Source organism: Kitasatospora sp. NBC_01300 (assembly GCF_041435235.1).
Lineage (GTDB): Bacteria > Actinomycetota > Actinomycetes > Streptomycetales > Streptomycetaceae > Kitasatospora.
In genome coordinates this window covers 1,891,594-1,916,343 of record NZ_CP108408.1, presented here as the reverse complement: position 1 = coordinate 1,916,343, position 24,750 = coordinate 1,891,594, and the positions used below count along the sequence as shown (strand labels likewise).

Sequence of the window (24,750 nt, the reverse complement as noted above, 5' to 3'; positions counted from 1 at the left end):
GGCCCTCCCCGATTGTGGATGTCAAGGCAATGAGCGAGAAGAACCGAGAAGGCAAGCGCACCGCCCGCGAGCGGATGCTGGAACAGCGGGCGGCCGACGAGGCCACGTCCAGGCGCAGGAAGAAGCTGTTGGTGGGCGGCGCGGTGCTCGTGGTGATCGCCGCCGCCGTGGTCACCGGCGTCGTGGTGCAGAACCAGCGCTCCAAGCCGGAGACCCCGGTCGCCGCCCCCGCCGGGACGATCGGCGACAAGAACCTGGTCATCCCGGCCGGCTCGGCCAACGCCCCGGCCGTCCTCACCGTCTACGAGGACCCGCGCTGCCCGGCCTGCGGGATCTTCGAGCGCGAGTTCTCCTCGACCGTCGACCAGCTGGAAGACGCCGGCAAGATCTACACCAACTACCACATCGTGTCGTTCATCGACCGGGCCGTCCCGGGCAAGGGCTCCAAGGCCGGCGCCAACGCGCTGGCCTGCGCCCAGGACGCCGGGCACTTCCGGGACTTCCACGACGTGCTGTACCGCAACCAGCCGGACGAGACCAGCGACGCCTTCGGCGACAAGGCCGTCCTGATCAACCTCGCCAAGCAGGTCGACGGCCTCGACACGCCCGCCTTCCAGGCCTGCGTCAACGACAACAAGTACGGCGGATGGGTGTCGTCCGTGCAGCAGGACTTCGACAAATCGAGCTACAAGTCCACCCCGACCGTGCTGCTCAACGGCCAGCCGATCTACCCCAAGAACGGCGCCGAGGAGATCACCCCGGCGAACCTGGTGAAGTGGGTCGACGCCGCCAACCAGGGCAAGCAACTGGGCACCGCGGGCTCCAACGGGCAGACCCCCGCGCCCACCAGCACCGCCTCGGAGGCCAACAACCCGTCGCCGACCGCGGGCTGAGCCCCGCACACCGCCGGGTGACCGCCGCCGCCTCCTCCCCGTCCGGAGGGGGCGGCGGCGCCGTTCCCGGTGCCCGTTGTTCGGCATCTGTGACCCCGGGGGTGTCCAGCAGGGGCCGCAGACCCTGTAGCGTCGGAACCGCCATGGATATCGCCTACATTCCCAGCCCGTCGCGGGGCGTCCTGCAACTCGGACCGATCCCGCTGCGCGCCTACGCCTTCTGCATCATCCTCGGTGTCGTCGTGGCCGTCTGGCTCGGCAGCAAGCGCTGGGTCGCCCGGGGCGGTGCCAAGCACACGGTCGGCGACATCGCCGTCTGGGCCGTGCCCTTCGGCCTGGTCGGCGGCCGGCTGTACCACGTGATCACCGACCACCAGCTGTACTTCGGGGCCGGCAAGAACCCCTGGAACGCCTTCAAGATCTGGGAGGGCGGCCTCGGCATCTGGGGCGCCGTCGCGCTCGGCGCGGTCGGGGCCTGGATCGGCTGCCGCCGCCGGGGCGTGCCGCTGCCCGCGTACGCGGACGCCATCGCGCCGGGCATCGCGCTCGCGCAGGCGATGGGCCGCTGGGGCAACTACTTCAACCAGGAGCTGTACGGCCGGCCGACCACGCTGCCGTGGGGCCTGGAGATCCACAAGACGCTCCCGGGCGGCGAGGTCGTCAAGGGCGTCTACCACCCGACCTTCCTGTACGAGTCGATCTGGTGCGTCGGGGTCGCGCTGCTGGTGATCTGGGCCGACCGCCGCTTCAAGCTGGGGCACGGCCGGGCCTTCGCGCTGTACGTGGCCGCGTACACGGTGGGCCGGTTCTGGACCGAGTGGCTGCGGATCGACGAGGCGCACGTCTACTTCGGCCTGCGGCTGAACGACTGGACGTCGATCGTGGTGTTCGTCGGCGCCGTGGTCTACCTGGTGGTCGTCGGCAAGAAGCGGCCCGGCCGGGAGGACCCGGCGAGCATCGACCCGCTGGCCGACGAGGAGGGCGAGGCGCAGGGCCCGTCCGACAAGGCGGCGGCGTCCGAGAAGGCCTCGGTGTCCGGCAAGGCCGCGGTGTCCGAGAAGTCGGGCAAGGCCGAGAAGGCCGGCAAGGCCGCTCCGGCGGACAAGGCCGGCGGGAGGCCCGCGCCGTCCGAGAAGGTCGCCGGGGCCGGTGAGACCGCCGAACTGTCTCAGTCCACGGACGAAAAGGCGGACGCGGAGGCAGCCTCCGAAGCCGTCGAGAGCGCCGACAAGAATGCCAAGAACCTGACCTGACCTGGGAGTTCCCCCCGCTTCGGCCGCCCGCGCGATGCTCGCGCAGGGCGGCCGAAGCGCTGTTCGGACAGCCTTACTTTGCTGGAAATGCGCAGGTCAGACGGTCTACGGTCGGGGCAGACGAATCGAACGGAGGGGAACTGCCGTGAGCGCGACCACCCTGGAGCCCGAGGCCGGGCACCACCCCCGCATACCCGCTGCCGGGCACCACCGGGACGTGAACGGCGGCTGGCTGCGGCCCGCCGTGTTCGGGGCGATGGACGGCCTGGTCTCCAACTTCGCGCTGATGACCGGCGTGGTCGGCGGCTCGGTGTCCAGCGGCACGGTGGTGCTGACCGGGCTCGCCGGGCTGGCGGCCGGCGCCTGCTCGATGGCGGCGGGGGAGTACACCTCGGTGGCCTCGCAGGCCGAGCTGGTGCAGGCCGAGATCGAGGCCGAGCGGCTGGAGCTGAGCCGCAACCCGCACGGCGAGCTGGCCGAGCTGGCGCAGCTGTACATCACCCGAGGGGTGGAGCCGGACCTCGCCCACGAGGTGGCCCGGCAGCTGTCCGCCAACCCGGACCAGGCCCTGGAGATCCACGCCCGGGAGGAGCTGGGCATCGACCCGAACGACCTGCCGTCACCGTGGGTGGCCGCCGGGTCGTCCTTCGTCTGCTTCGCGGTGGGCGCGCTGCTGCCGCTGCTGCCGTACCTGCTGGGGGCGACCTCGCTGGTGCCGGCGCTGCTGCTGTCGGTGGTGGGGCTGTTCCTGTGCGGCGCGGTGGTGGCGCGGGTGACGGCGCGCAGCTGGTGGTTCAGCGGGCTGCGGCAGCTGGTGCTGGGCGGGGCGGCGGCCGGGGTGACGTACCTGCTGGGGTGGCTGATCGGCGGACACGTCGGCTAGGTCCTGTCCGGCCGGGGTGTGTGTGACGACCCGGAAGAGTGCATGACTATGCCGGGCAGTGCGTGACGTTCCGCACACGGCTGCCGGGTGGCGCCTGGCCTAGTCTCACCATTCGGGCCTCGGGGCCGAGGATTCGCATCCGCGGGTGAGCCCTCGGGATCGATTCACAGGCGTCCTTGATCGTCCCGTGTGGCGATCGGGTTTCGCCCCTGTTTCAGGCGGCCGACCGCCGGGCACAATCGAGGGGACGCGCATTGTGGCGCGTCCTCTCATTCCCCCCTTGACCTGCGGATCAGTCCGCCATGTGGACGAGATATTCCACTTCCCGGGATCTTGGGCATCATGTAACTTGCACGAAATCGCATCAGGGCCAACGTCGTCCCTCCTTGCACCACACAGCCGAAAGACGACGACGGGAGAGCCGATGCTGCCTGCATCCATGCACTCCGCCAACGAGCCCCAGGCCGGCGCAGCCCGCCAGCCGTACGCGCTCGTTCCGGATGCGCGACCTACCGCTCAGGGCCTGTACGACCCGCGAAACGAGCACGACGCCTGCGGCGTCGGTTTCGTCGCCACGCTGACCGGCATCGCCGACCACACCATCGTCGAACAGGCGCTGACCGTCCTGCGCAACCTGGAGCACCGCGGCGCCACCGGCGCCGAGCCGGACTCCGGTGACGGCGCCGGCATCCTCACCCAGATCCCGGACGCCTTCCTGCGCGGCAAGGTCGACTTCGAGCTCCCCGCCGCCGGCTCCTACGCGGTCGGCATCGCCTTCCTGCCCGACGAGGACGCCGCCGACGCGGACGCCGTCGCCCGGATCGAGGCCATCGCGGCCGAGGAGGACCTCACCGTCCTCGGCTGGCGCGAGGTCCCCGTCACCCCGGACCTGCTCGGCGCCACCGCCCGCAGCGTCATGCCGCGCTTCCGGCAGCTCTTCCTCGCCAAGGAGGGCCTGGCCGGGATCGAGCTCGACCGGACCGCCTTCGTCGTCCGCAAGCGCTCCGAGCGCGAGGTCGGGGTCTACTTCCCGTCGCTGTCCGCGCGCACCATCGTCTACAAGGGCATGCTGACCACCGGCCAGCTGGAGCCCTTCTTCCCCGACCTGTCGGACCGCTCCTACGCCTCCGCCGTCGGCCTGGTGCACTCGCGCTTCTCCACCAACACCTTCCCGAGCTGGCCGCTCGCCCACCCGTACCGGTTCGTCGCCCACAACGGCGAGATCAACACGGTCAAGGGCAACCGCAACTGGATGAGCGCCCGCGAGTCCCAGCTCGCCACCGACCTCATCCCCGCCAACCGCAACGGCCGGGGCCTGGAGCGGATCTTCCCGGTCTGCACCCCGGAGCACTCCGACTCCGCCTCCTTCGACGAGGTCCTGGAGCTGCTCCACCTCGGCGGCCGCTCGCTGCCGCACTCGGTGCTGATGATGATCCCGGAGGCGTGGGAGAACCACGCCACCATGGACCCGGCCCGCCGCGCCTTCTACCAGTACCACTCCAACCTGATGGAGCCCTGGGACGGCCCGGCCTGCGTCACCTTCACCGACGGCACCCAGATCGGCGCCGTGCTCGACCGCAACGGCCTGCGCCCGGCCCGCTACTGGATCACCGAGGACGGCCTCGTCGTCCTCTCCTCCGAGGTCGGCGTGCTCGACATCGACCAGGAGAAGGTCGCCAAGAAGGGCCGCCTGCAGCCCGGCCGGATGTTCCTCGTCGACACCGCCGAGGGCCGCATCGTCGGGGACGAGGAGATCAAGTCCTCCCTCGCCGCCGAGCACCCCTACGCGGAGTGGGTCGCCGCCGGGCAGATCCAGCTCGCCAAGCTGCCCGAGCGCGAGCACATCTTCCACACCCACGCCTCGGTCACCCGCCGCCAGCAGACCTTCGGCTACACCGAGGAGGAGCTGCGGGTCATCCTCGCGCCGATGGCCAAGACCGGCGGCGAGGCGCTCGGCTCGATGGGCACCGACTCGCCGATCGCCGCGCTCAGCGAGAAGCCGCGCCTGCTGTTCGACTACTTCGTCCAGCTCTTCGCGCAGGTCACCAACCCGCCGCTGGACGCCATCCGCGAGGAGCTCGTCACCTCGCTGCTCAGCAACCTCGGCCCCGAGGGCAACCTGCTGGCCGCCGAGGCCGCCGCCTGCCGCTCGGTCGGCATCACCTTCCCGGTGATCGACAACGACGAGCTGGCCAAGCTCGTCCACATCAACCACGACGGCGACCAGCCCGGCCTCAAGGCCGTCACGCTCTCCGGCCTCTACAAGGTCGCCGCCGGCGGCCAGGGCCTGGCCGCCCGGCTGGCCGAGATCGCCGCCGAGGCCGACGCCGCGATCGCCGACGGCGCCCGGATCGTCGTGCTCTCCGACCGGCACTCCGACGCCGAGCACGCCCCGATCCCCTCGCTGCTGCTCACCTCCGCGATCCACCACCACCTCATCCGCACCAAGCAGCGCACCCAGGTGTCGCTGCTGGTCGAGGCCGGCGACGTCCGCGAGGTGCACCACGTCGCGCTGCTGATCGGCTACGGCGCCGGCGCCGTCAACCCGTACCTGGCCATGGAGTCCGTCGAGGACCTCGTCGCCCAGAAGGTGTTCATCCAGGGCGTCGAGGCCGAGAAGGCCATCAAGAACCTGATCAAGGCGCTCGGCAAGGGCGTGCTCAAGGTCATGTCCAAGATGGGCATCTCGACCGTCGCCTCCTACCGCGGCGCCCAGGTCTTCGAGGCCATCGGCCTCTCCCAGGAGCTGGTCGACGGCTACTTCGCCGGCACCACCACCAAGCTCGGCGGCATCGGCCTGGAGGAGATCGCCAAGGAGACCGCCGCCCGCCACGCCAAGGCCTACCCGGCCTCCGGCATCCCGGCCGCGCACCGCGCGCTGGAGATCGGCGGCGAGTACCAGTGGCGCCGCGAGGGCGAGCCGCACCTGTTCGACCCGGACACCGTCTTCCGGCTCCAGCACTCCACCCGCAACCGCCGGTACGACATCTTCAAGCAGTACACGGACCGGGTGAACGAGCAGTCCACCCGCCTGATGACGCTGCGCGGCCTGTTCCAGCTGGACGCCCTCGGCCGGACCCCGATCCCGGTCGAGGAGGTCGAGCCCGTCTCCGAGATCGTCAAGCGCTTCTCCACCGGCGCCATGTCGTACGGCTCCATCTCGCTGGAGGCGCACGAGACCCTCGCCATCGCGATGAACCGCCTCGGCGGCAAGTCCAACACCGGCGAGGGCGGCGAGGACCCGGACCGCCTGTACGACCCCGAGCGCCGCTCGGCCATCAAGCAGGTCGCCTCCGGCCGCTTCGGCGTCACCTCCGAGTACCTGGTCAACGCCGACGACATCCAGATCAAGATGGCCCAGGGCGCCAAGCCCGGCGAGGGCGGCCAGCTGCCCGGCCACAAGGTCTACCCGTGGGTCGCCAAGACCCGGCACTCCACGCCGGGTGTCGGCCTGATCTCGCCGCCGCCGCACCACGACATCTACTCGATCGAGGACCTGGCGCAGCTCATCCACGACCTCAAGAACGCCAACCCGGCCGCCCGCATCCACGTGAAGCTGGTGTCCGAGGTCGGCGTCGGCACGGTCGCCGCGGGCGTCTCCAAGGCGCACGCCGACGTGGTGCTGGTCTCCGGGCACGACGGCGGCACCGGCGCATCCCCGCTGACCTCGCTCAAGCACGCGGGCGGCCCCTGGGAGCTCGGCCTCGCCGAGACCCAGCAGACCCTGCTGCTCAACGGCCTGCGCGACCGCATCGTCGTGCAGACCGACGGCCAGCTCAAGACCGGCCGCGACGTCGTCATCGCCGCGCTGCTCGGCGCCGAGGAGTTCGGCTTCGCCACCGCGCCGCTGGTCGTCTCCGGCTGCATCATGATGCGCGTCTGCCACCTGGACACCTGCCCGGTCGGCGTCGCCACCCAGAACCCGGTGCTGCGCGAGCGCTTCTCCGGCAAGCCCGAGTTCGTGGTCAACTTCTTCGAGTTCATCGCCGAGGAGGTCCGGGAGATCCTCGCCGAGCTGGGCTTCCGCACGATCGAGGAGGCCGTCGGCCACGCCGAGCACATCGACGCGGCCGCCGCCATCGACCACTGGAAGGCCGCCGGGCTCGACCTGGCCCCGCTCTTCCACGTCCCCCAGCTGCCCGAGGGCGCGGCCCGCCACCGCACCACCTCCCAGGACCACGCGCTCGACAAGGCCCTGGACAACCAGCTGATCACGCTCGCCGAGGACGCCCTGGAGCGCGGCGAGACCGTCCGCATCCAGCTGCCGATCCGCAACGTCAACCGCACCGTCGGCACCATGCTCGGCCACGAGGTGACCAAGCGCTACCGCGGCGAGGGCCTGCCCGAGGGCACCATCGACGTCACCTTCACCGGCTCCGCCGGGCAGTCCTTCGGCGCCTTCGTGCCGCGCGGCGTGACCCTGCGGCTGGAGGGCGACGCCAACGACTACGTCGGCAAGGGCCTCTCCGGCGGCGTCGTGATCGTCCGCCCGGCCCGCGACGCCGCGGCCATCGGCAACGACGCCCAGAACCACGTCATCGCCGGCAACACCATCGGCTACGGCGCCACCTCCGGCCGGATCCACCTGCGCGGCAAGGCCGGCGAGCGCTTCGCCGTCCGCAACTCCGGCGCCACCCTGGTCGTCGAGGGCGTGGGCGACCACGGCCTGGAGTACATGACCGGCGGCCGGGTCGTCATCCTCGGCGAGACCGGGCGCAACCTGGCGGCCGGCATGTCCGGCGGCATCGCCTACGTCCTGGACCTGCGCCCCGCGAACGTCAACGACGGCCTGGTGGGCATCGAGGCCCCCTCCGCCGCCGACCGCGACTGGCTGCGCGAGACCGTGCAGCAGCACTACGAGGAGACCGGCTCCACCGTCGCCGCCGAACTCCTGGCCGACTGGGGCAGCGGGGTCTCCCGCTTCTCCACGATCATGCCGACCGACTACAAGGCAGTGCTCGCCGCCAAGGACGCCGCTGAGCGCGATGGCCTCTCCGAGGCCGAGACCACTCGCAAGATGATGGAGGCGGCTAATGGCTGACCCCAAGGGCTTCCTGACCACGCCCAAGCAGCTGGCCGAGCGGCGACCCGTCGACGTGCGCCTGCGGGACTGGAACGAGGTCTACGTCGAGCGCAGCCTCCTGCCGATCATCACCGAGCAGGCCGGCCGCTGCATGGACTGCGGCATCCCGTTCTGCCACAACGGCTGCCCGCTCGGGAACCTCATCCCCGAGTGGAACGACCTCGCCTACCGGGACGACTTCGTCGGCGCGATCGAGCGGCTGCACGCGACCAACAACTTCCCGGAGTTCACCGGCCGCCTCTGCCCGGCGCCCTGCGAGTCGGCCTGCGTGCTCGGCATCAACCAGGACGCGGTGACCATCAAGAACGTCGAGGTCACCATCATCGACAAGGCCTGGGACCGCGGCGGCGTCACGCCGCAGGTCCCGGAGCGGCTGTCCGGCAAGACCGTCGCCGTCGTCGGCTCCGGCCCGGCCGGCCTGGCCGTCGCCCAGCAGCTCACCCGGGCCGGGCACACCGTCGTCGTGTACGAGCGCGCCGACCGCGTCGGCGGCCTGCTGCGCTACGGCATCCCCGAGTTCAAGATGGAGAAGCGCCACATCAACCGCCGCGTCGAGCAGATGCGCGCGGAGGGCACCCGCTTCCGCACCGGCGTGCACGTCGGCGAGGACATCACCGGCCAGCAGCTGCGCGAGCGCTTCGACGCCGTCGTCGTCGCCGCCGGCGCCACCACCGCGCGCGACCTGGCGGTGCCCGGACGCGAGCTCAAGGGCGTCCACCAGGCCATGGAGTACCTGCCGCTGGCCAACAAGGTGCAGGAGGGCGACTTCGTCGAGTCGCCGATCAGCGCCAAGGGCAAGCACGTCGTCGTCATCGGCGGCGGCGACACCGGCGCCGACTGCGTCGGCACCGCCCACCGCCAGGGCGCGGCCTCCGTCACCCAGCTGGAGATCATGCCGCGGCCCTCCGAGGAGCGCCCCGGCCACCAGCCCTGGCCGACCATGCCGATGACCTACAAGGTCACCTCCGCGCACGAGGAGGGCGGCGAGCGGATCTACTCCGTGAACACCACCCGCTTCACCGGCGACGAGGACGGCAACGTCCAGGAGCTGCACCTCGTCGAGGTCGAGTTCAAGGACGGCCGCTTCGAGCCCGTCCCCGGCACCGAGCGGGCCATCCCGGCGCAGCTCGTCACCCTGGCCATGGGCTTCACCGGCACCGACGTCCGCAACGGCCTGGTCGAGCAGCTCGGCGTGGACCTGGACGCGCGCGGTAACATTGGCCGCGACGGCCGGTTCGCCACCAATGTCGATGGCGTGTACGTCTGCGGAGACGCCGGCCGCGGTCAGTCGCTGATCGTCTGGGCCATCGCGGAAGGCCGCTCGGCCGCAGCCGCGGTGGACAAGTACCTCGGCGGCAAGACCCCACTGCCGGCCCCGATCCGTCCCACCGACCGCCCGCTGGTCGTCTGACGGGCCGACCGGCCCCCCGAACCCCCGGTGCCGCATCGCCGGGAGCTCAACCCGCTGCCCCCGCCAGCGTCGCCGGGCCAACGCGGTCTCCTGGCGCCTGCCCTCTTCCCCGACCAGTTGGAGGGCGGGCGCCGTCGCGTTCCCCCGCTCTACCCCGAAGCCGGCCGGCCCGTCAAGGGTCGTGTCAACTCTCAGACATTTCCCAGGACTTGGGTCTACCGTAGGCCCGTTCCGGACGCCGCGCGGGAGGGCCTGACCGGACGGACTGTTGTTCGTCGGTGCCAGGTGGCAGACTGCCGCCGACGGCCGGGGGGCTGCTGCGCGAGTGCGGAGGTTGACGCGATGAGCACGACTCAGACAAGCGGAGGCGCCACGGTACGGCGCCTGCTGCTCGGCACCCAGCTGCGCAAGCTCCGCGAGGCCAGGGGCGTCAGCCGCGAGGAGGCCGGCTACTCGATCCGCGCCTCCGAGTCCAAGATCAGCCGGATGGAACTCGGCCGGGTCGGCTTCAAGGAACGCGACGTCGCCGACCTGCTCACCCTCTACGGCGTCGAGGCCGAGCAGGAGCGCGCCACCGTCCTCGGACTCGTCCGGGACGCCAACGCCACCTCCTGGTGGCACGAGTACGGCGACGTGCTGCCCGCCTGGTTCCAGAACTACGTCGGCCTGGAAGAAGCCGTCGCCGAGATCCGCAGCTACGAGGTCCAGTTCGTCCACGGGCTGCTCCAGACCGCCGACTACGCCCGCGCCGTCATCGCCGCCGGCGGCCACGTCACCGACCCCGGCGAGATCGAACGCCGCGTCGAGGTCCGGCTCAAACGCCAGGCCCTGCTCACCGCCGAGAGCGGCCCCCGTCTGCTCGCCATCCTCGACGAGGCCGCGCTGCGCCGCCCCTGGGGCGGCCCCGAGCTGATGCGCAACCAGATCGACCGGCTGCTCGAACTCGGCGAACTGCCCAACGTCCGGCTCCGGGTGCTGCCGCTGGGCTGCACCGGACTGAGCGCCGAGAGCGGCGCCTTCACCGTGCTCGGCTTCGCCGAACCCGAACTCGCCGACGTCGTCTACGTCGAACAGTTCACCACCGCGCTCTACCTCGACAAGCCGGCCGAGGTCGCCGAGTACCGCCACGCCATGGAAGGGCTGCTCGCCGACAGCCTCGACCCCGAACAGACCCGGCAGCTCCTGTACTCCGTACGCCAAGAGCTCTGAGACGTCAGTACGATGATGCCCAATCAGACCGGGCCGTAGCGGCTCGCCCGCCGACGTTCCCCGAACCGGCACGAGAGGGATCAGATGTCGTACTTCTCCGAGTTGGCGCTGCAGTACATCGACGGCGAATGGTGCAGCGGCAGCGGCTCCTGGGACATCGTCGACGTCGACCCCTACACCGGCGACAAGCTCGCCACCATCACCGTCGCCACCACCGCCGAGGTCGACCGGGCCTACCGGGCCGCCGAACGGGCCCAGAAGCAGTGGGCCGCCACCACCCCCTACGCCCGCCGGCTCGTCTTCGAACGCGTGCTGCGCCTGATCGAGGAGCGCGAGGAGGAGATCACCCACGCCATCATGGCCGAACTCGGCGGCACCGCGCTCAAGGCCGCCTTCGAACTCTCCCTGGTCAAGGACATGCTGCGGGACTGCCTGCGGGTGGCCCTGGGCCTGGAGGGCCGGCTGCTGCCCTCGATCACGGAGGGCCAGGAGAACCGCCTCTACCGGCTGCCGGTCGGCGTCGTCGGCGTGATCAGCCCGTTCAACTTCCCGCTGTACCTCTCGATCAAGGCCGTCGCCCCCGCCCTCGCCCTCGGCAACGGCGTGGTGCTCAAGCCGCACCAGGAGACCCCGATCGTCGGCGGCACCCTGATCGCCCGGCTCTTCGAGGAGGCGGGCCTGCCGGCCGGGCTGTTCAACGTCGTGGTCACCGACATCGCCGAGATCGGCGACGCCTTCATCGAGCACCCGGTGCCCAAGGTCATCGCCTTCACCGGCTCCGACCGGATCGGCCGGCACGTCGCCACCGTCGCCGCCGCCAACTTCAAGCGCACCGTGCTCGAACTCGGCGGCAACAGCGCGCTGATCGTGCTCGACGACGCCGACCTCGACTACGCCGTGGACGCCGCCGTGTTCAGCCGCTTCGCCCACCAGGGCCAGGTCTGCATGGCCGCCAACCGCATCCTCGTCGACCGCTCCGTCGAGGCCGAGTTCACCGCCAAGTTCGTCGCGAAGATCTCCTCGCTCACCGTCGGCGACCCCAAGGACCCGGCCACCCAGATCGGCCCGCTGATCAACCCCGTCCAGGCCGACACCATCACCGCCCAGGTCGACCAGGCCATCGCCGCCGGCGCCACCGCACTGCTGCGCGGCACCACGGTCGGCAGCCTGATGGAGCCCGCCGTCCTCACGGGGCTGGCCGAGGACGCGCCGATCCTCCAGCGCGAACTCTTCGGCCCGGTCGTGCTCGTGGTGCCCTTCGACGGCGAGGACGAGGCCGTCCGGCTCGCCAACGACAGCCCCTTCGGGCTCAGCGGCGCGGTGCACACCGGCGACGTCGAGCGCGGCGTCCGGGTCGCGCACCGGATCGAGACCGGCATGATCCACGTCAACGGCGGGACCATCGCCGACGAGCCGGCGGTGCCGTTCGGCGGGGAGAAGAACTCCGGCATCGGGCGGCTCAACGGGGAGTCCACGGTGGACGCGTTCACCACCGTGAAGTGGATCTCCGTCCAGCACGGGCGCACGGCCTTCCCGTTCTGAGCGTGATCGTTCTGGCGGTGCGGCTTTCGGCGGTGCTTTGACGGCTCTGCTTTCGGCGGTGCCGCCCTTGAGGGTGCCGCTTCGGACAGCGCGAGGCCCCCGGCGGATGGATGCCGCCGGGGGCCCGAGAGCGGTCCTGGGTCAGCTCACGCCGAGTTCACCGAGCTGGAGGTAGTAGTCGCCGAACTGGTCGGCGCTCAGCCGGGTTCCGGCGACCTTCACGTACCGGGCCGTGGTCGGAGCGAAGGTGAGGACCTGCGGCGCCGCGCCGGGGCGCGGCGTGCCCGTCCGGGTGGCGACGGTCGACCAGGTGGAGCCGTCCGCCGAGACCTGGACGGTGTAGTCCACCGGGAAGCCCAGACCGGTGTTGGCACCGTCGTTGCGCGGGGTCAGGCTCACCCGGCTGATCAGGCTGGGGCCCTGGAGGTCCACGGTGACCCACTCGTTCGCGACCGGCCCGGCGGAGCGGGCGCTGCTCCAGCCCATCGAGTAGTCGAGCGTGGAGTTCGCGATCCCGTCGTTGACCGCGGCCGGCCGCCAGCTGTACGGGCCCGCCGAACTCGACGCCTGGACCGGCCGGTTGACCGCCAGCTCGCCGCCCGCCGCCTCGATCTCGGCGAACTGCATCCGGTACTGGCCGTTCGGGTCGGTGCCGAGCCTGGTCCCCGTCACCCGGACGTAGCGCACGTCGGCGGGCTGGAACGGGAAGGTCTGGACGGAGGCGTCCGACGGCTTCGGGTAGTTCTTGCGGTCGGCGACGGTCGACCAGGTGGAGCCGTCCGCGGAGACCTGGACGGTGAAGTCCACCGGGAAGCCCTTGCCGGCGGCCGGACCGTCGGCGCGCGGGTGGAGGTCCACCCGGCTGATCCGCCTGGTCGCGCCGAGGTCCAGCTGCGCCCACTCGCTGTGGTCCGCGTTCACGTCGGTGTTGCTGCTCCAGCCGTTGGTGCCGGTGGCCAGGCCCCGGCGCCCGTCGGTCAGCGCGGCCGTGCTCCAGCCGTCGCCCTCGTACGTGCTGGAGGTGACGACGGCGGCGTTCTCCGCCGGGTCGGTGCCCGGGTTGAGCCGCACGTGCTCGAAGCGGGCGGACGCCCCGCCGGTGGCGAGGCCGAAGCCGCCGACCGGGTAGCCCTGGTCGGTCACGGTGAGCAGTTGGACGGCCCCGGCGTACACCTTGATCGTGCCGCCCTGGGCGGACACCCGCAGGCTGACCGTCTGGCCCGGGGTGTAGCCCGGCACCTTGGCCGACGCCAGCGGGACGCCGCTGCGGTTGACGAACACCTCGCCGGTGTTGCGCAGCGCGACCAGGTACCCGGTCTGCGACTCGGTCGGGTTCTGGTTGCGGACCACCATGCCCGCCCAGTTGGTGTCGCCGCCGTCGGCCCGGACTCCGGTGATCCGGACGTCGACGGAGGCCGAGACGTCCTGGTACGCGCGCCCGGTCAGGCCCGCGACCACGTCCCAGCCGGAGTTGGCGTCACCCTGCACGTACCCGCCGTCCCCGGCCGCCGACCAGGAGCCGCGGACGGTGCGCCAGGAGGCGTCCTTGTCCGCGCCGAAGTCGTCGGTGAACGGGAAGGCCGCGTCCGGGGCGGGGGAGGCGAGCGCGTCGAGGAGCTGCTTGTGCCGCTGGTCGGCCGCCGCGCCGGAGGTGGAGAAGCTGGTGGTGCCGCTGATCAGCGAGCCGAGGAGCGCGCGGGCCAGCACCGGCTTGGTGGCGGAGAGCTGGTGCAGCAGCTCGTAGTCCTGGATGCCGGCGAGCAGGGCCTCGCTGCGGACGCTGTCGTAGACGCCGTAGGTGGCCTTGTTGGGACGGACGAGGTAGAAGTCGCCGTCCATCCTGCCGTTGAAGGTGTCGAGGGGGGCGTAGTTGTTGCTGGGGTCGGTCCAGATGTTCCAGCCCCAGTGCAGGAAGCCGTTGCCGCCGGCGGACGCCACCATCCACGGCGTCAGCCGGGAGTCGGACAGGGGGTAGCTGATGTAGCGGTTGAGGTGCTTGTCGGTGGGGTTGTTGCAGTAGTAGAGCCAGAAGTCCTTCCCGGAGAGGCGGAGGTTCTGGTAGTACGCCGTGTTCTCGTCGTACTGCGGCCCGCCGATGGAGGTCACCGTGCTGAGCGAGCCGTCGATGCCGGGGACCGGGCTCTGACGGGACTCGTTGCTCAGGCCGGCCGGGAACGCGCGCTTGTAGTGGTCGTAGAGCCAGACCGCGTTCCGGGTCTGGGTGGTGTCGGCGGGGTTGGGCTCGTCGACGGCGCTCATGTAGAAGACGTCGCTCCAGCGCCGCCCCGGGGCGCAGGTCGGACCGGAGTCCAGGCACTTGGTGTCGAGGTGGTCCTTGAGCGCCTTGAACACCGTGTCCAGGTACGTGCCGGCCGCGTCCGAACCGGCCTGCTGGGGCGGCGAGGCTGTACGGGGTGTTCTCGACCAGCGCGTCGTAGTAGCTCGACCCGCCGTCCGGGGGCTCCTGGTGGTCGTTGCCCGTCCAGTCGGTCTTCTTGTCGACGTTCGGGTGGTTGTACTCCCGGTTCACGGTGATCCGCGAGGCCGGGATGGTGGCCCCAACCCGATGGGCCACGACGTGACGGGCCCGGACATGACGAGGAGCCCCGGCCGCGGTTGCGGCACGGGGCTCCTCGGTTCAGCGGAAAGGGGCCGGGCGGGCTAGAACACCGGCTGGCCGGCGCGCACCAGGCGCCAGGAGTCGGTGAAGAAGTCGGCCGGGTCGATGACGCCCTTGGCCTTCACCCAGGCGATCATCGTGTTGCGGATCTCGTCCGAGTTCGACCAGACCAGCTTGGCCTGCGCCACGTGCGGGAAGTTGCCGCCGCCGTTGGCACGGTAGTTGTTGACCGCCAGGACGAACTGCGCGGCCGGGTCGATCGGCTTGCCCTGGAACGACAGGTTGACGATCCGCTTGCCCTTCGGCTGCGCGATGTCGATGTCGTAGCTCAGCCCGTACACCGAGTCGTAGTTGTAGTCCGGCGTGGTCTCCGCACCGGTCAGCGCGTCCTTGTCGACCGGAGCGCCCGGGGCCAGCTGGTTGTAGTACTTGGCCGAGAACTCCAGGTAGTCCTTCAGCTGCGCACCCGTCAGGACGCGCGCCTCCAGGGTGTTCTCGTAGATGTACAGACCCGCCGCGTCGCGCAGCTTCACCTGGCCCGCCGGGATCAGCGCCGTCCGGTTGAACGGCGCCGCCTGCGCCAGCACCGGCAGGTTGGCGTACTGCCCGCCCGCCAGCGCCGCCTTCACCGCGTCCGCCTGCACCCGGCCGATCAGGTCGATGATCGGGGTCGCCCGGAACCGCGCCTCGGCGATCGACAGGTCCGTCTTGCAGGTGCCGATCTGCTGGTTGACGTACGCCACGACCTTCTTGTGCTGCTCGGTCAGCGCGTCCACGATCTCCGGGTTCTCCGGCACGGTGTTGGAGTTCAGCACCCGCGAGGACACCGAGAGGACCTTCCACGCGCCGTCGGCGAACTCGACGTCGAAGTCGAAGCAGCTCAGGCGCTGGCCCCAGCACAGCGGCTCGGAGAGCACCACGGTCCTGCCGGTCTTCTTGTTGACGATCAGCCGCTGCGCCACCTCCTTGTGGGTGTGGCCCACCAGCACCGCGTCGATGCCCGGAACGGTCTCGGCCATCTCGCCGGAGGCGTCCTCGGGCCAGGGCAGCTGGTCGCCGTAGGTGGTCGGCTCGTCGATGCCGGAGTGGGCGGAGACGACGATGACGTCCGCGCCCGCGGCCTTCATCCGGGGCACGTACTTGGCGGCCGTCTCGACGATGCCCGGGAAGACCATCTTGCCGGTGACGTTGGCCTTGTCCCAGATCGCGATGCCCGGGTTGGTGAGGCCGAGGATGCCGACCTTCAGCGGGGTGTCCTCGTCCAGCCACACCTCCTTGATCACGTACGGCTTGAAGGCCGGCTTCTCGTTCTTCGCGTGCAGCGCGTTGGCGCCCAGCAGCGGGAACTCCAGCTGGTCCTCGAAGGCCTTCAGGGTGGGGATGCCGTAGTTGAACTCGTGGTTGCCGAGCGCGGCGGCGTCGTAGCCCATGAGGTTCATGGCGACGGCCATCGGGTGGTCGGGCACGTTGTCGCCGTCGGTGGCGATCGGCTCGATCCGGGCGTAGTAGTAGGTCAGCTGGGTGCCCTGGATGATGTCGCCGGAGTCGATCAGCAGGCAGCGGTCCCAGCCCTTCTCCTCGCGGACCTGGTTGGCCAGGGTGGAGATCTTGGCGAGGCCGACGTCGTTGTGCGCCTTGTCGGCGTACACGGCGTCGGTGAAGTAGTCCCAGTTGAGCACCCGGCCGTGCAGGTCGGTGGTGCCCATGACGGTGAAGGCCTGCTTGCGGCCCTTGCGCTTGCCCTTGGCGGCCGCCGGAGCCGGCTCGGCGGCCACGGCGGCGGGGGCGGCGGCGACGACTGCTCCGCCGGTCAGGGCGGCGCCGGCGGCGGTGGCGGCGGACCGGGTGACGAAGTCACGGCGGTTCAGGGGCATGGACGACTCTCCCGGGTGGGGACTGACGGGCCGATGGTCCGTCAACTGGTGTTCGGGTGGCGTGCCGACGCGCATCGACGCGCGTAGAAGGACGCGCGTAGAAGTGTGCCGTGCGGGCCCGGCCGGTGGATAGTCCTCCGACGTTTCCAGCAGGTGAGATCTTGGCGACTCGTTCGTGACGGGGGTGCGCGGAGGGCGGGGTGGTAAGGGGCCCTGCCCGGGTCTCCTCGGGCAGGGCCCTCAGGTCAGGGCCCTCAGGCCAGGTCCGCGACCAGTAGGCGCACCTCGCGGCCGAGCTCCGCCTCCGGGTCCGGCGCGTCCGGCCCCGCCCACGGCCGCCAGGTCAGCGCCCGCAGGTAGCCGGCCACCGCCACCGGCAGCCGGTGCCGCACGATCCCCTCGGGCACCGGCCCCGGCTCCGCCGAGCGCAGCGCCGCCAGCAGGCCCGCCACCCCCGCCGAATCCGGTAGCGGCACCGTGGCCAGGTAGTCGGCCAGCGCCGCGAGTTCGGGATCGGGCCGCGGTGCGGGCTCCGGCTCGGGCTCCGGTCGCGGCCCGGGCGTCGGTGGCAGTAGCAGCGGATCGCCGGGCAGGACGACGGGCAGGACGACGGGCGGCTCCGTCCGCGGGCCCGGCGTCAGCAGCGCGCCCGCCCCGTACAGCCCCGCCACCACCGCCGGCCACCACGCCCCGCCCAGCCCGGCGAAGTGCAGCCCCAGCCCCACCGCGCCGCCCCCGCAGCCGACCAGGTTCCGCGCCGACTCCAGGTACCGCAGCACCCGCCGGCCGAACCCGTCACTGGTAGCCACGGATCTCCTCGAACACCCCGTCCAGCGAACCCGACCCGTCGAACAGCTTGCCGCCGCTCACGTCCGCGATCCCCTGTAACTGGCTCACCGCCGCCTCCCCGAACTTGATCGGGAACACCGGGATCGACTTCTGCCCGGCCGGCAGCCCGTCGTGGAACCGCTTGAAGTCGCCGTCCGAAGCCCCCTCGTTGCTCTCCCCGTCGGTCATCAGCACGATCGACGTGAACCGGTCGTCCCCCGCCGCCGACTGCTGCCGGTCGATCACCCGGTACGCCTCCTCCAGCGAGTCGTACAGCGCCGTACCCCCCGACGCCGCCAGCGACTGCACGTCCGCGTCGATCGACGCCAGCTCCGCCTCCGGGCCCGGCTTGCTCCCCGAGGCCGGCACCGCGTGCGTCCTCGCCCACTTCACCTTCGACGCGAAGGAGATCAGCGTCACCTCCTCGCGGTCCCGGAAGCGGCGCACCGCCCGGGTGTCGTCCGCCCCCGTCAACCGGCCCAGCGCCGACTTCAGCGCCGAGATCCGCGAACCCTCCATCGACCCCGAGGTGTCCAGCACGTACACCGTCCGCGACGGCCGCCGCAGCTCGTTCTGGTACGAGGCCAGCAGCCCGTCCGCCACCGCCCGGCTCCCCGGGAACGGCAGCTCCCGCCGCCGGTCCGCCGGCAGCCCGGCCGCCGGCGACACCCCCGGCGCCACCGGGCGGCGCAGCGTCACCTCGGAGATCCGTTTCTGCACGTCCTCCTTCAACAGGTACGCCGTCAACCGCTGGAAGGAGTCCCGCTCCCGCTGCGCGGACGAGGACAGCAGCGACAGCGGATAGTCCGCCGACACCACCCCGTCCACCGGGCGGATCACCGTCAACTGCTGGTCCGCCGCCAGCGACTTGTTCATCGACAGCAGCACCGACTCGTAGTTCACCAGCGCCCCGACCTTGCCCGGCTCCGCCCGGGTGTACGCCTGCGCCAGCCAGCCCGAGGAGCCCGACGTCAGCTTCTGGCCGGTGAAGAACTGCTTCAACTGCGGCGCAGCCTTCTGCACGTCCCCCTCGGTCAGCGCCGCCCCCGCACCCGAGAACGCCGACGCCACCGCCACCAGCGTCGAGAAGCCCGAGTTCGACCGGGACGGGTCCGCCATCCCGTACGCCAGCTTCCCGGCCGACGCCGCATCCCCGATCTGCGCCCAGGAGACCTTCGAGCCGTCCCCCCAGCCGAGCTCGTTGAGGACCGAGGAGCGCACCCCCACCGCCACCGGCGACACCATCACCGGCGTCTCCGACAGCACCTTCGACTTCCCCGCGTCGTCCAGTCGCAGGTACTGGTTGGACGGGAACCACACCGCGTCGTACTTGCCGCCCGCCCGGCCCGAGGACACCGCGTCCGCGCCGTCCAGCGAGCCCGTCCAGGAGAACTGCACCGTCACCCCGGTCGCCTTCCGGGCGTCCTCCAGGATCGGCGCCAGGTCCTGCAGCTCGCTGCCGGCCAGCACCCGCAGCACCCCCGCCTGCGCCGTCGTGGCCGGCGGGTCGGACGGCTTCGGGCCCGGCGGGGTGGAGGTGCAGGCGGTGGCCGCCAGCAGGGTCGCCAGCGCAGCGACCGGCCAACTGTGCTTCTTCATGCGGGAGTTCACTGAGCCTTCCCCTTGGCGGCCTTGATCAGCCTGGTCAGGACGTCGGGCACGGGAATCTGCGGCTGGTTGACCTTCGCCGCCGCGAGATTGGGCGCCAGGACCGGGGTCTTGCCCTTCACCAGCGCGGCGAAGGCGTCCGGGTCGTCCTGCGGGCGGAAGCCGAACTTCGCCTCCAGCCGCCGCAGTTCGGCGTTGTCGTGCAGCAGGGCGGCCAGCCGCCGGCCGTTCGGCGTGCGGCCGACGATGGTGTGGTCGGTGTAGATGGTGGTGTCCGGGTACAGCACCACCATGTCGCCGGTCGACTCGCCCTTCAGCACCATCGCGGCGGCCTGCGACTCGTACGCGAGCACCAGCGGATTGCCGACCCCGGCCAGGAAGGCCTTGAACGGCTCGTCGCTGCTGCTCTTCTGGCCGCCCTGGATCGCCGTCGCCGTGCGCAGCACGTCCTTGGTGGCGTCGATCCCGGCCTGGTCGTAGACCACCTGGCGGTTGTTCAACAGGTACGACAGCAGGGCGATGTGCAGCGCCCCCGAGGAGGACGTCTCCGGGTCGGTGGTGGTGAGGAACACCGGGCCCTTCAACTCCGCGTGCTCGGCCGCGCCCGTGAGGTCCGGCCAGGTGCGGCCGGCCTTCAGCGCGGCCAGGTAGGCGTCCATCCGGAACGTCCACAGCCCGGTGGAACTGTCCAGGGTGGCCAGGCCGTTGCCCATCAGGACGTCCGCCACCGGGCGGTGCGCGAGGATCACCAGCGGCGAGTAGAACGGCTGGACCGGGACCTCCTTGATGTTCCAGTCCGCGCGCAGCTTCTCGGCCGGCGGCTGGCTGGCCGGGAACGCGAAGTCCTTCGCGTCGCCGTCCATCAGCCAGGAGCCGATGCTCTCCGCGTTCACCTTCATGCCCTGCTTGGCCAACTCGGCGACGACCTGCGGATCCTGGAAGAAGTCGCGCTTCTCCGAGCCGATCAGGCCGGAGACGGTGACGATGTCGCCGCCCGGGCCGTCCTGCGGGATCAGTGCGTACGTCACCCCGCCCAGCAGGGCCAACGCCGCCAACACCCCCAGAGTGCGTCTCATGCCGAACGCCTCCCCCTCGTCCGCTACGTCGTCCGGGTGGTCACCCGGAGGTGACGAGCGTCCCGCCGGGCGAGGAGCGGTGGCCGAACCGACAGTGAACCAAGGGTGAACACCCCTTCACGGGTTCGCATCGGAAGGCCGGACGGCGACGGCACCCGGGCAGGTGCTCGTACACCGGTCCGAGGATGTGTCAGATTGTTCAACTCGCCTTACGGCAAAGGTCATCCCGCCGTCCGGACCCGCGTCGTGGTTACGCGCCGGTAATGCCTACCCTCAGCAGTATGCGCCGAGCAAAAATCGTCTGCACCCTCGGGCCGGCCACCGACTCGTACGACCAGATCAAATCCCTGGTCGACGCCGGAATGGACATCGCCCGTTTCAACCTCAGCCACGGAACCCACGACGAGCACGAGGAACGCTACCGCCGCGTCCGCAAGGCCGCCGACGAGAGCGGCCGCAGCGTCGGCATCCTCGTCGACCTTCAAGGCCCGAAGATCCGGCTCGACACCTTCGCCCACGGCCCCGTACTTCTCGAACGCGGCGACGAGTTCACCATCTCCACCGACAACGGCGTCGTCGGAGACAAGGACATCTGCGGCACCACCTACCCCGGCCTCGCCGCCGACGTCACCCGCGGCGAACGCATCCTCGTCGACGACGGCCGGGTCACCCTGGAGGTCGTCGAGGTCGACGGGCCGCGCGTGCGCTGCCTCGTCATCGAAGGCGGCCTCGTCTCCGACCACAAGGGCCTCAACCTCCCCGGCGTCGCCGTCTCCGTCCCCGCACTCAGCGACAAGGACATCGCCGACCTGCGGTGGGGCCTGCGCACCGGCGCCGACCTGGTCGCGCTCTCCTTCGTCCGCAGCGGCCGCGACATCGAGGACGTCCACCGGATCATGGCCGAGGAGGGGCGCCTCGTCCCCGTCATCGCCAAGATCGAGAAGCCGCAGGCGGTCGACAACCTGGAATCCATCGTCGACGCCTTCGACGGCATCATGGTGGCCCGCGGCGACCTGGGCGTGGAGATGCCCCTCGAACAGGTCCCGCTCGTCCAGAAGCGCGCCGTCAAGCTCGCCAAGCGCAACGCCAAGCCGGTCATCGTCGCCACCCAGATGCTCGACTCGATGATCAACGCCTCCCGGCCCACCCGGGCCGAGGCCTCCGACGTCGCCAACGCCGTCCTCGACGGGACCGACGCGGTGATGCTCTCCGGCGAGACCTCCGTCGGCAAGTACCCCGTCGAGACCGTCAAGACCATGAGCCGCATCATCGAGGCCGCCGAAACCGACATCCTCGCCGCCGGACTGCCGCCCCTGACCACCGGCAACAAGCCGCGCACCCAGGGCGGCGCCGTCGCCCGCGCGGCCGCCGAGATCGGCGACTTCCTGCACGCCAAGTACCTCATCGCCTTCACCCAGTCCGGCGACACCGCCCGCCGGCTGACCCGCTACCGCTCGCCCATCCCCGTCCTCGCCTTCACCTACGAACCCGCCGTCCGCAGCCAACTCGCCCTCACCTGGGGCGTCGAGACCTTCCTCGGTCCCTTCGCCCCCACCACCGACCAGATGGTCGAACAGGTCGACGCGGCCCTCCTGTCACTCGGCCGCTGCCAGAAGGGCGACATCGTCGTCATCACCGCCGGCTCCCCGCCCGGCCTCGCCGGCTCCACCAACCTCGTCCGCGTCCACCACGTGGGGACCCTGGACAACTGACGGCCCCTGGGCGGCATCCCTCGTGTGAGGGATGCCGCCCAGGACGGAAAGAGCGCGATGAACGAGCACACCCCCTGGCGCGAGCTCCGCGAGGAGATCCTCAACCACCCCGGCGCGGGCGCAGCCTACGAGGCCGCCAGAGCCCGATTCGAACAGGACGAACAGGTGGAGCCGGATCCCGAGGGTGACTGAACCACTCTGCCGCTGTCAGTACTTGGGGCCGATGTGGGCGTCCATGAGGGCGACGGAGTCCTTGCGGGCGACGGAGATGTTGGTGGCACCGGTCGGCCGGGCCGCGGCCTTCCACTGGACGCCGACGGCGTCGAGGGTGGCGGTGAACAGGCCGATGATGTCGGTCGAGGTGTTGGTGAAGAAGTACCGCGGGTACTCGTAGCGCTTCTTGACGCCGCCGACCGTTCGCGTCGTCCAGTTGGTGATGCGGCAGCCGTCGGAGTGGATCAGGCCGCGCAGGAACTCCCACGGGTGGGCGTCGACGATCTCCTGCTGCCAGGGCGCGAGGGAGATCGACCGTCGGTGCTTCGGGCCGGGGCCGTGCTGGGGGAAGAGGCAGGGCCAGTGCTTGCTGGTGCTCACGACACTGGTGCAGCCCGGTGCGCGGACGCGCTGAACCCCGTTGAGCGGCATGACGGCGGAGACGGCTCGCTGGCATTCGTCGATCAGGCCGGGCCAGGCGTCGCAGCACGCGATGCGGAGGGCGTAGACCTTGCGGCGGCCCTCGCTGACACAGCCGTCGCCGAGGTAGAGGCCGAGGAGGTAGGCGTAGTCGGCGCGCGGGCGTGACGGGTCGAGCCGGCCGCCGCGGACCGGGCACTCGGCGGTCATCCGCGGGCTGGGCACGGCACCGGAGGCCCACGCGCGGATCGCGGACCGGGATATGCCGGTCGTACGGCTGACCTGGCTGAAGGTCAGCCCGGTCGCGTGGAGGTCGAGCGCCCGCTGCCGCGTGGCCGTGTCGTACATGCCGCTGTCAGTACTTGGGGCCGATGTGGGCGTCCATGAGGGCGACGGACTCCCTGCGGGCGACGGAGATGTTGACCTGGCCGGTCGGGCGGGGGACCGAGGCCTTCCACGAGACGCCGACGGCGTCGAGGGTGGCGGTGAAGAGGCCGATGATGTCGGTGGAGGTGTTGGTGAAGAAGTAGCGCGGGTACTCGTAGCGGCGGACGACGCCTTTGACGGTCCTGGTCGTCCAGTTGGTGATCCGAGTACCGTCCGAGTGGATCAGGCCGCGCAGGAACTCCCAGGGGTGGGCGTCGACGATCTCCTGCTGCCAGGGTTCCAAGGCGATGGTGCGCTCGTGCTTCTTTCCCGGGCCGTGCTGGGGGAAGTAGCAGATGAGGTGTGTCGAGTACATCTTGACGTTGTGGCTGCCGGGCCGCCGCACGCGGCAGGGCGTGAGGTTCGGCAGGACCTGCCTCATGGCCGTTTCGGCGGCATCCATGATTCCCGGCCACTTGTCGTCACAGGATATGAACAGACTGGGGACTCGATGCTGTTTGGGGTGGCTGATGTGGCCATCGCCGAGGTAGAGCCCGAGTAGATACGAGTAGGCGGGGCGGTTCAGTTCGTCGCCGTGGCAGTGCATGCAGGAGGTGCGCTTGCGGCCGGGGAGTTCGCCGCGCTTGGCCAGGTCCTGATGCTTCCACCAGGAGACCGTGCCGCAGGGAACGGCCAGTCGGCGGGCGGTCTCCGCAGTGCCGACGCCGCTGCGGAGGAGACTGACGGCCTGCTCGCGCACAGATCGGTCGTACATGTGACCGAGATTGCACGGTCGAGGGGATGTCGGCATGCAAACAAAGAGAGCTTCACCCGTGTGGGTGAAGCTCTCCGGCTGTTGGACCGAATTAGGCTTCCTTCGATTCGAAGGTTAGGTGCCCCGAGTGGGATTCGAACCCACACTGTATGGTGTTTGAGACCACTGCCTGCTGCCGATTGGGCTATCGGGGCCTACGATTCGAAGGCGGTTGCCCGAATCGATTAACTCAAACATACCGTGTCTAGGTACCCTCGTGCATGCAGTACCCCGCCGGAACTAGGAGCCCCGTGAGCACCGCCGACGAGCAGGCACAGCCGCTTGAGACCGATTCGCCCCAGATCACCCGGATTGTGATCGCCGAGGATGAGGCGCTGATCCGCCTTGACCTCAAGGAGATGCTCGAAGAGGAGGGGTACACCGTCGTCGGTGAGGCCGGGGACGGGGCCACGGCGGTGAAGCTGGTGGAGGAGCTTCGGCCGGACCTCGCGATCTTCGACGTGAAGATGCCGGTGCTGGACGGGCTCTCCGCCGCCGAGCAGATCCACGAGAAGCACCTGGCGCCGGTTCTGATGCTGACGGCGTTCTCGCAGCGGGAGCTGGTGGACCGGGCGCGGGACGCCGGGGCGATGGCGTACATCGTGAAGCCGTTCAGCAAGGCGGACCTGGTGCCGGCGATCGAGATGGCGGTGTCGCGGTACACCGAGATGCGGACGCTGGAGGAGGAGATCGCGGATCTCACCCAGCGGCTGGAGACCCGGAAGCTGGTGGACCGGGCGAAGGGCGTACTGCAGACGAAGTTCGGGCTGAACGAGCCGGCGGCGTTCCGGTGGATCCAGAAGACGTCGATGGACCGTCGGATGACGATGGCCGCGGTGGCCGAGGCGGTCATCGAGGAGGGCGCGGCCCAGGACCGCAAGAAGGCGGACGAGGACGCGTCCGAGTAGCCGGATGCGAGGAGGGCCCGGCGGACCTCGTCCGCCG

At 70.6% G+C, this 24,750-nt stretch carries 17 protein-coding genes and 1 tRNA gene; 10 read left to right on the top strand and 8 right to left on the bottom strand.

Features of this window, described 5'->3' with window-relative positions:
* The first annotated feature begins 29 nt into the window (after positions 1–29).
* The 7 genes from OG556_RS08485 to OG556_RS08455 all read left to right on the top strand — a co-directional run bounded on the left by OG556_RS08485 (position 30) and on the right by OG556_RS08455 (position 12,274).
* Entirely contained in the window at positions 30–893 is an 864-nt protein-coding gene (locus OG556_RS08485; protein WP_371516589.1) for a DsbA family protein, read from the top strand.
* A 143-nt stretch (positions 894–1,036) separates the two neighbouring features.
* On the top strand, positions 1,037–2,146 hold the full coding sequence (gene lgt, locus OG556_RS08480) for a prolipoprotein diacylglyceryl transferase (RefSeq protein WP_371516588.1): 1,110 nt from the start codon (positions 1,037–1,039) through the stop codon (positions 2,144–2,146).
* A 160-nt stretch (positions 2,147–2,306) separates the two neighbouring features.
* Complete coding sequence (locus OG556_RS08475) at positions 2,307–3,029, top strand: VIT1/CCC1 transporter family protein (protein WP_371522625.1); 723 nt, start codon at positions 2,307–2,309, stop codon at positions 3,027–3,029.
* Positions 3,030–3,468: 439 nt separating this feature from the next.
* On the top strand, positions 3,469–8,070 hold the full coding sequence (gltB, locus tag OG556_RS08470) for a glutamate synthase large subunit (RefSeq protein ID WP_371522623.1): 4,602 nt from the start codon (positions 3,469–3,471) through the stop codon (positions 8,068–8,070).
* A complete protein-coding gene (locus tag OG556_RS08465; protein WP_371516587.1) occupies positions 8,063–9,523 on the top strand; it encodes a glutamate synthase subunit beta in 1,461 nt (486 codons plus the stop codon). The genes gltB and OG556_RS08465 overlap by 8 nt, the downstream gene beginning before the upstream one ends.
* Before the next feature lie 342 nt (positions 9,524–9,865).
* A complete protein-coding gene (locus OG556_RS08460) occupies positions 9,866–10,732 on the top strand; it encodes a helix-turn-helix transcriptional regulator (RefSeq protein WP_363618935.1) in 867 nt (288 codons plus the stop codon).
* 84 nt (positions 10,733–10,816) lie between these two features.
* Complete coding sequence (locus OG556_RS08455; RefSeq protein WP_371516586.1) at positions 10,817–12,274, top strand: aldehyde dehydrogenase family protein; 1,458 nt, start codon at positions 10,817–10,819, stop codon at positions 12,272–12,274.
* Between the two features lie 141 nt (positions 12,275–12,415).
* On the opposite strand, the gene OG556_RS08450 is transcribed toward OG556_RS08455, so the two are convergent.
* From OG556_RS08450 to OG556_RS08430, 5 genes are all read right to left on the bottom strand, one after another.
* Positions 12,416–14,626 carry a discoidin domain-containing protein gene (locus OG556_RS08450; protein WP_371516585.1) on the bottom strand — a complete coding sequence of 737 codons (2,211 nt, stop codon included), beginning with the start codon at positions 14,624–14,626 and terminating at the stop codon, positions 12,416–12,418.
* Between the two features lie 309 nt (positions 14,627–14,935).
* Positions 14,936–16,768, bottom strand: coding sequence for a bifunctional UDP-sugar hydrolase/5'-nucleotidase (locus OG556_RS08445; RefSeq protein ID WP_371516584.1), 1,833 nt, complete (start codon positions 16,766–16,768; stop codon positions 14,936–14,938).
* Between the two features lie 254 nt (positions 16,769–17,022).
* The gene (locus OG556_RS08440) at positions 17,023–17,577 is read right to left on the bottom strand and encodes a hypothetical protein (RefSeq protein WP_371516583.1); all 555 of its coding nucleotides are present in this window, start codon (positions 17,575–17,577) and stop codon (positions 17,023–17,025) included.
* Positions 17,564–19,195, bottom strand: coding sequence for a VWA domain-containing protein (locus tag OG556_RS08435; protein ID WP_371516582.1), 1,632 nt, complete (start codon positions 19,193–19,195; stop codon positions 17,564–17,566). The genes OG556_RS08440 and OG556_RS08435 overlap by 14 nt, the downstream gene beginning before the upstream one ends.
* An 8-nt stretch (positions 19,196–19,203) precedes the next feature.
* Positions 19,204–20,280 carry a hypothetical protein gene (locus tag OG556_RS08430; protein WP_371516581.1) on the bottom strand — a complete coding sequence of 359 codons (1,077 nt, stop codon included), beginning with the start codon at positions 20,278–20,280 and terminating at the stop codon, positions 19,204–19,206.
* Between the two features lie 281 nt (positions 20,281–20,561).
* Between OG556_RS08430 and pyk the strand changes: the two genes are divergently transcribed.
* Positions 20,562–21,992 (top strand): pyruvate kinase, encoded by a 1,431-nt coding sequence (gene pyk / locus OG556_RS08425; protein WP_371516580.1) that lies wholly within the window; start codon positions 20,562–20,564, stop codon positions 21,990–21,992.
* 57 nt (positions 21,993–22,049) lie between these two features.
* Entirely contained in the window at positions 22,050–22,184 is a 135-nt protein-coding gene (locus OG556_RS08420; protein ID WP_371516579.1) for a hypothetical protein, read from the top strand.
* 15 nt (positions 22,185–22,199) lie between these two features.
* Here the strand turns inward: OG556_RS08420 and OG556_RS08415 are convergent, their stop codons facing one another.
* The 3 genes from OG556_RS08415 to OG556_RS08405 all read right to left on the bottom strand — a co-directional run bounded on the left by OG556_RS08415 (position 22,200) and on the right by OG556_RS08405 (position 23,960).
* Entirely contained in the window at positions 22,200–22,973 is a 774-nt protein-coding gene (locus tag OG556_RS08415; RefSeq protein WP_371516578.1) for a transcriptional regulator, read from the bottom strand.
* 7 nt (positions 22,974–22,980) lie between these two features.
* Positions 22,981–23,766 carry a helix-turn-helix domain-containing protein gene (locus OG556_RS08410; RefSeq protein WP_371516577.1) on the bottom strand — a complete coding sequence of 262 codons (786 nt, stop codon included), beginning with the start codon at positions 23,764–23,766 and terminating at the stop codon, positions 22,981–22,983.
* Positions 23,767–23,885: 119 nt separating this feature from the next.
* A tRNA-Leu gene (locus OG556_RS08405) sits at positions 23,886–23,960 on the bottom strand.
* 66 nt (positions 23,961–24,026) lie between these two features.
* On the opposite strand from OG556_RS08405, the gene OG556_RS08400 reads away from it, so the two are divergent.
* Positions 24,027–24,713 (top strand): ANTAR domain-containing response regulator, encoded by a 687-nt coding sequence (locus tag OG556_RS08400; RefSeq protein WP_371516576.1) that lies wholly within the window; start codon positions 24,027–24,029, stop codon positions 24,711–24,713.
* The last annotated feature ends 37 nt before the right edge of the window (positions 24,714–24,750 follow it).